Below are 10,526 nucleotides of genomic sequence, written 5' to 3' on the forward strand. Positions count from 1 at the left end.
CTTCAACGTAGCAGCTTGGCTTATTGTCAGCTTCTAGCAGAAGGTCAATACGGCTGTTCTCGCCATATTTAACTTCTCGTCTGATGTTTGTGTAACCAGTTAGGGCTGGGATGAGGTCTTTTTCTACGCCTTCTTCTACAATCTTGTTTGGCAGAGACGTGTTTACGCCAACAAGGCTTGTGCCTGTATCAATCATCTCAAACGTATATTTGAGTTTACGCTTCGGATCATCATTATGTGTGAGGTAAACTGGTGCCCCCTCTAAAATAAGGCCTTTCATTGAGCCTGTGTTTGGGCAGTGGGCAACAACGGTTTCACCGTTTTCGAGTTCAGCATCTACAAAAAAGCGCTTATAGCGCTTAATGAAGGAGCCTTTTTTAAGTTCTGATGCAAATTCCATGAGAGTAATGTAATGCGCCCTACTTGTAAGGTCTAGAAAAATTCTCTATAAAGGGGCAAGTTCTGATATCTTAGTTCTGTTTTTATTCACTTGATGAAAGGAAAGCTCTTATGCAGAAGCCTGACCTGAATAAATATCGTCCGGGTGCGATTGCTGTATTGTTTGATGAAAGTGGCAACGTGTTTGTTGCAGAACGTTCTGACAGTCCCGGCTCTTGGCAGCTGCCGCAAGGTGGTGTAGATCCGGGAGAAGATGCTTACGACGCTGTTGTGCGTGAACTGTTTGAAGAGACCTCAATTCTTCCAGATGATTTGGAACTATTGTGTGCCTCTGATTTTTGGACGTCTTATGACTGGCCTACAGACTTTAAAGAACGCATGCTGAAGCGCAAGCCTGAGTGCGCGCATTTGCAGGGCGCCTGCCACCAGTGGTTCTTTTTCCGTTATACAGGTAACAAGGACGGCATTGATGTGACGAGTGCTCAGGATAAAGAATTCACGTCCAGCAAATGGGTGAAACCTGAGGAGATTGTGCCTGTTGTTGATCCTATGCGTAGAGCTGGCTATGAACAAGCCTTTACTTTCTGGGAAACCCGCGTGGTTTAATAATCGGAAAAAGCCCCTACCTTGTGTGGGGGCTTTTGTTTTTAAAGCTTTTTCTTGCAGGGGGAAAATAAGTCCTTTAAGGTGGCTGTAATTTATATCTTTTGATCCTTTTCTAGGAGCTTTAGAATGAGATACTCTGCTCTTCTGATACTGGTTTTGCCAGTATGTTTGTTTCTATTGGCCTTTATAGGTGGCCTTGCTGATAGTGAAGCATTGTTTTATATCATGATTATGCTCACCTATACATTTATTGGCCCCATTGCCATTGGGGTATCTATCATTACTGCAATTGTATATGGACATAAAAAGCATCCTGGCTTGTATGTTGTGATGCTAGGAAGCACGTCTCTTGCTGCTTTGTATTTAGGCGGCATGGGTTTCTTTATGTTTTAACCTCTTCATCTTTTTTTAGGAGTACATCTCATGTTAACTCTGTTTGTCATTGCTACAGCCATTGGCCTTGGTGCTGGTTGGCTGATTTGGGGCAAAGGCCCCCACTCCCCAAGCTTTAAACATGCTCATAAAGCATGGTATTGGCTGATGCCCGCAATTGGCCTCTTTGGAGGCATGGCCATGGCCATAGCAACCATCAACTCTCGAGATGGGTGGGATGAATTTCTCATTTTTGTTGTATTGTTTTGGGGCTGGTGGATTCCTGTCCTTTTGCTTGTTCCGTTTATTGGGAACCAAGTGAAACCCCATCATGGATGGGGTTGGGCCGCCTCTGCTATTGGTTTGCCCTCTGCTTTTGTTCTTGGAACAGCGTTGGGTGCTTTTATGTCTAACGGCTTTTAATCGATAAAGAAAAAGCCCTCCGCAAGTGGAGGGCTTTTTGTTTGCGATAAAGAATTATTTCTTCTTCGCAGTTGTCTTTTTAGGAGCTGCTTTTTTAGCAGGAGCTTTTTTTGCTGCTGTTGTTTTCTTAGCAGCAGTTTTAGGAGCTGCCTTTTTAGCAGGGGCTTTTTTTGCAGTTGGCTTTTCAGCAGAAGCTTTAACTTCTACCTTTGTTGCCACTTCTGTCATGCCTGCAAGTTTTTCCATAGCGTTGGCTGTGCGCTCAGTATTGGTTTTGATATCCATCATCATGAAGAAGATACCAAATGCAAATGCAAAGATAACAAGTGCAATCGCTGACATAACGATGGCAGCAAAGAAACCAGCAATAAAGCCTGGTGTGCTCATCCATGTACCGAAAAATACGATGGCAAGGGCACCGGCCACAAGAGCGCCACTAAATGTTTCGAGCACCATAAAGAGAAGATCTCTGATGCATTTGTTGTACTCTTTAATTTGATCAAGCATAGCGATGCCCTTTCCTTGTATTTTATGTTTAGTAGCTACGTACCGCAGGGGCGTATTTCGGGTTACCTGTTTGGCGTACTTCTTCGTAATCAAGCTCAATACCATTTTTGTTATGGTTCCAGCTTGCAATAGAGTGCTTCATCCAGTTTTCATCATCACGGTCAGGGAACTCTTCACGTGTGTGGGCACCGCGAGATTCTTTACGTGCAATGGCACTTTCAACAGTCCCTTCGGCAAGGATAATCAGGTTACCAAGTTCGATTGTTGTGAGGAGGTCTGTGTTGAACTCATCAGCTTTATCGTCTACGTAAACTTTTTCGAAGTCTTTCTTCGCTTTTTCTACAGATGCGCGTGCCTTAAGAAGGGTTTTCTCCTCACGGAATACGTTGCAGTACATATCAAGATCTTTTGTAAGCTTCTCACGGATGTCGTGAGCACGTACGCCACCATCTTTAGGGCGTGCTTTAAGCGTTGCTACGTCGCGCTGTACGTTGGCAAGGTCAGCTGTATCTGTGGCTGGTTGTTCCTTACCTTCTTCTTTCATGTAGCGCACCATTTCTTTACCTGTCACCTTACCAAATACGATCCCCTCTAGAAGAGAGTTCGCACCGAGTCGGTTGGCACCGTGCACGCTTACGCAAGCGGCTTCACCGGCTGCAAATAGGCCCGGTAGGTAGTTACTCATACCAAGCTTATCTGTGCGGATACCACCCATTGTGTAGTGACATGTTGGCTTAACAGGAATTGGCGCGTCAATTGGATCAACGCCTTCAAAGTCAATTGAAAGCTGGCGAATCTGTGGAAGACGTTCAAGAATTAGCTCACGACCTAGGTGGCGAACATCAAGGAAGATAGCACCGTCTTCACCGTTACCGTTCATGATTTCCATCATTTCAGAGCGCGATACTACGTCGCGAGAGGCAAGCTCAAGTTTGTTTGGTGCGTACTTCTGCATGAAGCGTTTACCATCTTTACCAATCAGGTAAGCACCTTCACCACGTACACCTTCACTAATCAGGATACCTGATGACTTTAGGCCTGTTGGGTGGAACTGTACAAACTCAAGGTCAGCTGCTGGCGCACCTGCTTTCATAGCTAGCGCAATACCGTCACCTGTGTTGATCATGGCGTTTGTGTTTGAGTGGAACAAACGGCCGTAACCACCTGTTGCAATCAGGATAGACTTAGAAGCAAACTGCTCAATCTTACCTGTGGCAATGTTCATGGCGATAGCGCCAGATGCGCGGCCGCTTTTCTTATCAACTGTAATTTCAAGAAGGTGGTATTCGTCAAAAACCTGAACACCGTTTTTAATAGATTGCTCCCAAAGGGTGTGAAGCATAGCGTGGCCTGTACGGTCAGCTGCGTAAGCTGTACGTGGGAAGCTTGCGCCACCAAAAGCACGCTGCGCAATTGAGCCATCATCTTCACGAGAGAATGGGCAGCCCATGTCGTCAAGGTCAAGGACAGCTTGAGGGGCTTCTTTACACATGATGTCGATAGAATCTTGGTCACCAAGGTAGTCTGATCCTTTCACAGTATCGTAGGCGTGGTCTTCCCAGTTATCGTTCTTGTTAATCGCTGCGTTTACACCACCTTGAGCGGCGCAAGAGTGAGAGCGAAGTGGGTGGACCTTAGTGATAACGGCTACGCTGAGCCCAGCTGTAATACCTTCAAATGCCGCGCGAAGACCAGCAAGGCCAGCGCCGACAATCAACATGTCATGCTTATGCATAGGATATATGCCTTCTTGTTTTTATAATTTTTATGGGGTGTATCTTACACGTGTTTATGAACAGTCTCAAGCATGGTTTTCTTTCTTTGTTTAAACGTGTCGGTGCAGTATAGTAAGTGTCATGAAGAAATTTGCTTACCTATGTATGGGCGTGATGATCTGCGCAGTTGCAGGGGCACAGGCCCAAGACCGAACGACAGTGAAAAAGCGTGTAGGCGTAGAGCGCCAACCTAATCCGTTTGAAGCGTATTTAGGACGCCCAATTGGGTATGATACAGATGGGTATGGCCTTTATAGTACAGACCGTATTGAGCAACTGGTTCGTGGTGCTGCAGAAAAAGCGCGTGCAGACTGTAACGGTAAAGGGCAGTCTGATGCCTCGATTGTTGCAGAAGTATTTGGTGGCGAAGTTGGTGGCGGTCGTGTGCAGTGTGAAAACCATGTGAATGCTGTAAAGCGTCTTCTCAGAAAAAAATCTGCAAGAGATCAAGTTAAGAATGCTGCCCTATTTGCAGAGGTAAGCGCTATTGCAACTATTGCAGACGCGATGAACTGCGACATGACTGAAATTTCAAGATACGTTTTAGGAAAATAGACGAAGGGTTGTCGGATGAAAATCAGACAGTATGGGGCACTTAGCCTAGCCGTGACTTTGGCAGCTTGCGGTATTCAGGAAAATCCAGCAACAGGTGGTACAATGCTTTCTCTTATGAGTGAGCAGCAAGAGTTTTCTATGGGCCGTGACGTGGCCAAAAAATCAGTACAAGAATTTGGTGGTGCTTATACAGGTAAGCCTGAATTGACCGCTTATATTAGAGATAATGTAGCAAAGATTGCTGCCGTAGGTGAGCGTTCTGATAAGCCATTTCAAGCAGAGTTATTAGATGACCCAATTATGAATGCCTTTGCGGTACCCGGTTATGTCATGGTGTCTCGTGGTATTTTGCCGTTCTTCCAAAATGAAGCTGAAATGGTCTTTGTACTGGGGCATGAGGTTGGTCACGTGACAGGGAAACACCATGTACGTAGCCACTCAAGACAACTCCTTACAACAGGAGCGTTTCTCATTGCTTCACATGTCCTAGCAGAACAGACTGATAGTGATGATCTTACAAGAGGGGCAATGACGGCCGCGTCATTTGCAATTCCATTTGGTATGGCACACTTTAGTCGCGCTCAAGAGCTTGAAGCCGATATGCTAGGTGTACGTTATATGTCTAAGCTTGGCTACCCAGCCTTTGAGGCGAGTGATGTCTTCCGTATGTTTGATGCGTACGGTAAGTTAAATGAAAACATTATGGCAAGTGTCGGAGAAAACCGTTCTAAGGGAATGTTCCACCGTGCTCTGGCAAGTCACCCTGATGATATGACACGTATTAATAGGGCTGCTGCAACAGCAGGTCAGAACCCAAGAGCCAGTAATAACCAAGACCGTTACCTTCGTATGATTGATGGCCTTGCTTTTGGTCCTAAGATTGAAGACGGCGTCGTGAGCAAGCACCGCTATCTAAACCCTGTGTACGGTGTGCGCTTTGATATCCCGAGACAGTTTCTTGTCAATGGAATGGATGGTATGCCTCTCGCAATTGATCCATACAAAAAAGCAGTGCTAGACGTAAAGGTTGTTGAAGAGATTACAACCAATACGAACATTCAGACTGCTATGAAAGAAGTTCTTTCTGGCGCTAAAAATGTAAAAGTCATTAAGAATGCGCCTCTGCAAGTGGCAACAGCAGAAGGTGTTTCTGGTGGTAAGGCTGTGCATTATGTGGCTGCACTTGGCACGCATCAGCAAACAGGTAAAGCAGCGCTTATTATTGCGATGGTTAGAAGTGGTGGCGCTTCAATTGATAAAAGTATTCAAGCTGCAACCAGTATGATGGTTAACTCAATGCGCACACTGACGCCGGGGCAAAGCAAACTAATTGATAGTTTGCGTATTGATATCCGTACCGTACGTTCAGGAGAGAGCGTAAAGACTCTTGCGCGTGAGCTGCCATTTGATGTGTATCACGAAGAATGGTTTAGGCTACTCAATGGTCTCCATAAAGGCGAAGGTGTTCAACCTGGTCAGAAGGTGAAGATGGTGGTGGATCCAAACGCAAAATTGAGAGTTTTATAAAGGGAGATATTAGATGATTGGGGAAAGTTTTGATTTAAGCAAGTTGCCTGATAACTTAGAAGAAGCTTTTTGTATGTATCAAAAAGCCATGCGAAAAGAGATGTTAGATCGGCTAGATAGTGTTCAAATTCCTTGGGAAAGAACAAGTGTAGACTATTCAAATGGCTATGTGCATGAAAAGCAATATGTAGCAGCGATTCTTGCATTTGTTGATGAATATGGAATGGATTTAGATCTTCCTAATATATTGAATGAATATGGTGATAATTTTGAAGTTAGTTTTGGGGAGTTTGAGTCCAAAATTAATTATTTGGTAACAAGGTTTGGTTTAAGGGTAAAAAGACAGGGTTTTTTGCCAACCGCTTCATTTGTTTATATTGGTGAAAACTATAAAAAAGAAATTGGAACTTTGCTTAATACGATAAGGGGTATTGTTGAGCAAAAAGTTGATAGTCAAAATAAGAGGGAAGCTATTTATATAAAAATGGCTTCTTTACAGTCAGAAATCGATAGAGATAGAACTACATTAGATATGCTATTTGACCGTGCAAAAGACTTTACTAGTACCGTTTCTGAATGTGCTGGTGATATCGAGCCTGTTGTTAAAAAGCTTGAAAAGTTTCGTGAGCTTATTTTTAAAGGTGTCACTAAAAAACAAAAATCATTATCCGTTCCTGAGCAGGCTAAACAAATTGAAGATATGTCTAATACAGAAGAGGATGCTGCATAATACAATTTATGCATATAGGTGATCATAGCGATAAAGCCTTGATTAAGAATTCTGTAAAAAGATAAGGAGAGGATCCTTCTCTAGAGCTTCAACCACTTATTATTCTTATAAGCTGCGGGTCTTTCGAGCACACTCGTAATAAAGGGCTACTGGAGTGCTTTTTTCACGTGCGGATGCATCATCCTCTCCTAAGATTAAGATAACCCTCTAAAAATTCTTATGCAAGCAGGTAGTGTTTTTGTTATATAGAACTTGAGCCAACAGGAATAAGGTATGTGATATGAGATTTTTACACACAATGGTGCGCGTGCGTAACCTAGAAGAATCATTGAAGTTTTACACAGAGGTATTAGGCCTTGTCAAAATCCGTCATGATGATTATGAGAAGGGACGTTTCTCATTGATCTTTCTTGCGGCACCAGGTGATGAAGAGCGTGCGAGAGTAGAAAAGGCACCTGTGATTGAGCTGACTTATAACTGGGATGATGAAGCCTATGAGGGCGGCCGTAATTTTGGCCACCTTGCTTATGAGGTGGATAATATTTATGAATTTTGTGAGCACCTGCAAAAACACGGCGTAACCATTAATCGTCCGCCACGTGACGGGTGGATGGCATTCATTAAGTCACCAGATGGTATTTCAATTGAGCTTCTGCAAAAAGGAGAAAAGCTTGCTCCTCAGGAGCCTTGGGCAAGCATGGAGAACATTGGTACATGGTAGACCCAAATCCTAAAAAAGGCCGTGATGAAGTTAACGGGTGGATCTTTTTTGATAAACCACTGGGGATGACGTCTACACAGGCTGTTGGTTATATGAAACGCATCATGAATGCCAAGAAGGCTGGCCATGGCGGGACGCTAGACCCGCTTGCAACGGGTGTTCTTCCTATTGCGCTTGGTGAGGCGACAAAGACTATGCCTTACATGATTGTTGAGGATAAGTCTTATGAGTTTGATGTGACATGGGGCAGTGAAACCTCAACAGATGATCTTGAAGGAGAAAAGACAAATACATCTGATAAGCGCCCGACGCAGCAAGATATTATGAATATTCTTCCGCAGTTTGTTGGGGATATTCAACAGGTGCCTCCACAGTTTAGTGCCATTAAAGTGGATGGAAAAGTAGCGTATAAAGAAGCCCGTAAAGGCGGCGGATTAGAGCTCAAAGCCCGTGATGTGCATGTATATAGCCTTGATGTGGTAGAGCATACACCAGAAAAAACACGTTTTCATGTATCTGTAAGTAAGGGGACATATGTACGCTCACTTGCAAGAGATATGGGCAGAGCCCTTGAATGTTACGGTCATGTGACCCATTTAAGGAGAACTCTCGTAGGAGAGATTGGATTAAATCAGGCACTTACACAGGAAGTACTTGACAAAGAGGCCGCCAGCGGCCATTATCCGCGCCATCTGCTTCTGGCGGTAGACGCAACACTGGACGGTATCCCGGTGTATCGCGCCTCTCCAGAGGAGGCGATGCGCCTCAAAGCAGGCGGAACTTTTACCCGCATTCACCTGAAACCAGGCATGATGCGTGTAAGAACCCCAAACGGGCCAACCACCTCGCTTGTACAAGTAGAAGAGGGCGGGCTTGTGAAGGTCATCCGCAATTTTAATATATAAGATACTGAAGCATAGGAATAAATAGCATGTCTATTACTACTGAAAGAACAGCTGAACTTGTAAAACAGTTTGGTGGCAGCGAGCAGAACAGCGGTAAAACTGAAGTTCAGGTTGCAATTCTAACGGATCGTATCCGTAACCTCACAGAGCACTTCAAAACAAACAAGCAAGATAACCACTCACGTCGTGGTCTTATCCGCCTTGTTAACCAGCGTCGTTCTCTTCTTGCGTACCTACGTAAGAAAGACGAAACGCGCTACGTTGAAGTAATTAAAGCTCTTGGTCTACGTAAGTAATCCAAGCTTATTAAAAAAGCCCCCGCACTGCGGGGGCTTTTTATATGCTATAGTAAGTGCACAAAGAGGCGTTATTGTAGCTCTCTATAAGAAGCTAAGCTTTATTGAAAGAGGGTAAAGGGTATGAAACTTAAAATTTTATTTCTAATGTTGTGTTCAGTTGTATGTGTGCATGGTGCATATGCACAGTCTAGTAAGGCATCTGAAGGTGTTAGCAGGCAAGTGACGTCACTTAAAAACATGATGGAAAGTTATAGGGCTGCAACAGATAGTCGCATTCAGGCTGCTGAGGTAAGGCTGAATACTCTTGAAACTCAGTTTCAGCCTTGTGCAAGTGGTGAAGAGTATGGTGAGCTGAGGTCCTCGAGTTGTGCTCCTGGGCAAATTGGTATTATGCTTGACCAATGTCGAGATGGTAGCTGGCATCAAGAGGTAGATACCTGCTCCTTTATTGAAAGAGTTTATAGTAAGCATAACCATGCAGGTGTTGCTGGCACAGCTGATATTACTGCAGCAATTGCGGCAAATACTGGGATTACTCAGCATTTTGACCATCTTGCTTTTCACCCAGACACAATGGATGAATTTTGCAGGCTAGAAGGTTTTGCTCGTCATAAAGCTGGAGCTGGTGGCGCCAAAGGTTTTAACAGTTGTGGTAATAACAACCTTCTGGCTTATATTGATGTGCCAGGGAAGCATGGTATCCACCCTGCTCCAGGAACAACATTTACACCGCACTGGGCAATTATCCCAGCGTGTAATCATAATTCACTGGTTTGGACAACGATGACATGTACAAACTTCTAGTATAAAGATGTGAAAAGCCCCCGCGTTGCGGGGGCTTTTTTGTTATCGATTAACTTTTGATATAGGGCTTGTACAGCAGCGGGTGCATGCTGCTTTTCATTGGTCGTGCGTATGTGAAACGCGGGCCAATATAGCCTCTATCATTGTCACGGCGTTGTACCCAATCAAAAAAGCCATAAGGGGCTTCTGCTTCCGGGTTTTTGTTGCGTGTATTGTAAACCTCAACAGGTGTGTAGTACGGACGAACTGCCAGCTTGCCTTCATGTTCACCATACAGCGGACTGTAGAGAACCAGAGGATTTTCACGGGCTTTGTCTTCATACAAGAAGGCTGTGCCGTAAACCTCGTAGAGCATTTTTTCACCCTTTGCAGTTTCCTGCTTGTAATGGCGGAAAATACCAGGAGGGGCAGGCATGGTGTCCATTGCGCGCGTATTGGGGTTTTTGCGTGTGGCATCAATTTGCGTATAGCCGTTTTCTTCCAGCTGTTTTTGAGTGATGAGAACAACAATATGCGCTTTGAACATAAGTTGAGCCACATAGTAGCTTTCACCAGTTTCGGTGTGCAGAGCTTGACCAATAATGGTCATGCTGTACAGGTCGGCGCGATTTGTTTGCGTCGTTGTCCAGAAAGAAGGAATGCTAGGAACCATGAAAGGTCTCCTTTAAAAGTGAACGGAAAGGTTGTGTTATTCCCTAAAATAGAGGCTCACAAAGGAAAAGTCAAAGCTTAGTTGGCAAGAGGGATGTTGTGTTCTTTAAGGATGCGCTTAACGGCACTGATATGTACGCCAAAGCTATTTCTTGGTTTGCCAATATGGGCTTGGTTACCAAAATGAATGCCAGAAAGTTCACCTGCACAATTGAAAATGCCTCCGCCACTATCACCGCTATAGGTTTGATC

14 protein-coding genes are annotated in these 10,526 nt (G+C 44.4%); 10 read left to right on the forward strand and 4 right to left on the reverse strand.

Annotated elements, in window-relative coordinates; translation table 11 throughout:
- Window positions 1-400, reverse strand: a 400-nt coding sequence (gene sfsA / locus VX730_02765; GenBank protein ID MEC9291301.1) for a DNA/RNA nuclease SfsA, incomplete at its 3' end; no start/stop codon positions are given.
- Between the two features lie 110 nt (window positions 401-510).
- On the opposite strand from sfsA, the gene VX730_02770 reads away from it, so the two are divergent.
- From VX730_02770 to VX730_02780, 3 genes are all read left to right on the forward strand, one after another.
- Entirely contained in the window at window positions 511-1,005 is a 495-nt protein-coding gene (locus tag VX730_02770) for an NUDIX domain-containing protein (GenBank protein ID MEC9291302.1), read from the forward strand.
- Window positions 1,006-1,131: 126 nt separating this feature from the next.
- Complete coding sequence (locus VX730_02775; protein ID MEC9291303.1) at window positions 1,132-1,398, forward strand: hypothetical protein; 267 nt, start codon at window positions 1,132-1,134, stop codon at window positions 1,396-1,398.
- 30 nt (window positions 1,399-1,428) lie between these two features.
- Window positions 1,429-1,800, forward strand: coding sequence for a hypothetical protein (locus VX730_02780; protein MEC9291304.1), 372 nt, complete (start codon window positions 1,429-1,431; stop codon window positions 1,798-1,800).
- A gap of 54 nt (window positions 1,801-1,854) precedes the next feature.
- Here the strand turns inward: VX730_02780 and VX730_02785 are convergent, their stop codons facing one another.
- Together VX730_02785 and VX730_02790 are read right to left on the reverse strand one after the other, a co-directional pair.
- On the reverse strand, window positions 1,855-2,307 hold the full coding sequence (locus tag VX730_02785; protein MEC9291305.1) for a hypothetical protein: 453 nt from the start codon (window positions 2,305-2,307) through the stop codon (window positions 1,855-1,857).
- 28 nt (window positions 2,308-2,335) lie between these two features.
- Window positions 2,336-4,042, reverse strand: a complete 1,707-nt coding sequence (locus VX730_02790) for an FAD-binding protein (protein MEC9291306.1) — start codon at window positions 4,040-4,042, stop codon at window positions 2,336-2,338.
- Window positions 4,043-4,163: 121 nt separating this feature from the next.
- Between VX730_02790 and VX730_02795 the strand changes: the two genes are divergently transcribed.
- The 7 genes from VX730_02795 to VX730_02825 all read left to right on the forward strand — a co-directional run bounded on the left by VX730_02795 (window position 4,164) and on the right by VX730_02825 (window position 9,623).
- On the forward strand, window positions 4,164-4,637 hold the full coding sequence (locus VX730_02795; protein MEC9291307.1) for a hypothetical protein: 474 nt from the start codon (window positions 4,164-4,166) through the stop codon (window positions 4,635-4,637).
- A gap of 15 nt (window positions 4,638-4,652) precedes the next feature.
- Window positions 4,653-6,164, forward strand: a complete 1,512-nt coding sequence (locus VX730_02800) for a M48 family metalloprotease (GenBank protein ID MEC9291308.1) — start codon at window positions 4,653-4,655, stop codon at window positions 6,162-6,164.
- Between the two features lie 13 nt (window positions 6,165-6,177).
- On the forward strand, window positions 6,178-6,894 hold the full coding sequence (locus VX730_02805) for a hypothetical protein (protein MEC9291309.1): 717 nt from the start codon (window positions 6,178-6,180) through the stop codon (window positions 6,892-6,894).
- A gap of 280 nt (window positions 6,895-7,174) precedes the next feature.
- Entirely contained in the window at window positions 7,175-7,615 is a 441-nt protein-coding gene (gene gloA, locus VX730_02810) for a lactoylglutathione lyase (GenBank protein ID MEC9291310.1), read from the forward strand.
- A complete protein-coding gene (truB, locus tag VX730_02815; GenBank protein ID MEC9291311.1) occupies window positions 7,609-8,520 on the forward strand; it encodes a tRNA pseudouridine(55) synthase TruB in 912 nt (303 codons plus the stop codon). The genes gloA and truB overlap by 7 nt, the downstream gene beginning before the upstream one ends.
- 26 nt (window positions 8,521-8,546) lie before the next feature.
- Entirely contained in the window at window positions 8,547-8,816 is a 270-nt protein-coding gene (gene rpsO, locus VX730_02820) for a 30S ribosomal protein S15 (protein ID MEC9291312.1), read from the forward strand.
- Window positions 8,817-8,939: 123 nt separating this feature from the next.
- The gene (locus tag VX730_02825) at window positions 8,940-9,623 is read left to right on the forward strand and encodes a hypothetical protein (GenBank protein MEC9291313.1); all 684 of its coding nucleotides are present in this window, start codon (window positions 8,940-8,942) and stop codon (window positions 9,621-9,623) included.
- A gap of 49 nt (window positions 9,624-9,672) precedes the next feature.
- Here VX730_02825 and VX730_02830 read toward each other — a convergent pair whose 3' ends face one another.
- Window positions 9,673-10,275, reverse strand: a complete 603-nt coding sequence (locus tag VX730_02830) for a hypothetical protein (protein MEC9291314.1) — start codon at window positions 10,273-10,275, stop codon at window positions 9,673-9,675.
- Window positions 10,276-10,526 lie beyond the last annotated feature (251 nt).

It is taken from the genome of Pseudomonadota bacterium (assembly GCA_036141575.1).
Lineage (GTDB): Bacteria > Pseudomonadota > Alphaproteobacteria > UBA2136 > JAPKEQ01 > JAPKEQ01.

What these genes read in the sequence shown, in the direction of transcription:
- rpsO (MEC9291312.1), top strand. Translation starts at nt 8,547, where the DNA reads ATGTCTATTACTACTGAAAGAACAGCTGAACTTGTAAAACAGTTTGGT.
- truB (MEC9291311.1), top strand. Translation starts at nt 7,609, where the DNA reads ATGGTAGACCCAAATCCTAAAAAAGGCCGTGATGAAGTTAACGGGTGG.
- VX730_02795 (MEC9291307.1), top strand. Translation starts at nt 4,164, where the DNA reads ATGAAGAAATTTGCTTACCTATGTATGGGCGTGATGATCTGCGCAGTT.
- VX730_02800 (MEC9291308.1), top strand. Translation starts at nt 4,653, where the DNA reads ATGAAAATCAGACAGTATGGGGCACTTAGCCTAGCCGTGACTTTGGCA.
- VX730_02830 (MEC9291314.1), bottom strand. Translation starts at nt 10,275, where the DNA reads ATGGTTCCTAGCATTCCTTCTTTCTGGACAACGACGCAAACAAATCGC.
- VX730_02785 (MEC9291305.1), bottom strand. Translation starts at nt 2,307, where the DNA reads ATGCTTGATCAAATTAAAGAGTACAACAAATGCATCAGAGATCTTCTC.
- VX730_02780 (MEC9291304.1), top strand. Translation starts at nt 1,429, where the DNA reads ATGTTAACTCTGTTTGTCATTGCTACAGCCATTGGCCTTGGTGCTGGT.
- VX730_02790 (MEC9291306.1), bottom strand. Translation starts at nt 4,042, where the DNA reads ATGCATAAGCATGACATGTTGATTGTCGGCGCTGGCCTTGCTGGTCTT.
- VX730_02770 (MEC9291302.1), top strand. Translation starts at nt 511, where the DNA reads ATGCAGAAGCCTGACCTGAATAAATATCGTCCGGGTGCGATTGCTGTA.
- gloA (MEC9291310.1), top strand. Translation starts at nt 7,175, where the DNA reads ATGAGATTTTTACACACAATGGTGCGCGTGCGTAACCTAGAAGAATCA.
- VX730_02805 (MEC9291309.1), top strand. Translation starts at nt 6,178, where the DNA reads ATGATTGGGGAAAGTTTTGATTTAAGCAAGTTGCCTGATAACTTAGAA.
- VX730_02825 (MEC9291313.1), top strand. Translation starts at nt 8,940, where the DNA reads ATGAAACTTAAAATTTTATTTCTAATGTTGTGTTCAGTTGTATGTGTG.
- VX730_02775 (MEC9291303.1), top strand. Translation starts at nt 1,132, where the DNA reads ATGAGATACTCTGCTCTTCTGATACTGGTTTTGCCAGTATGTTTGTTT.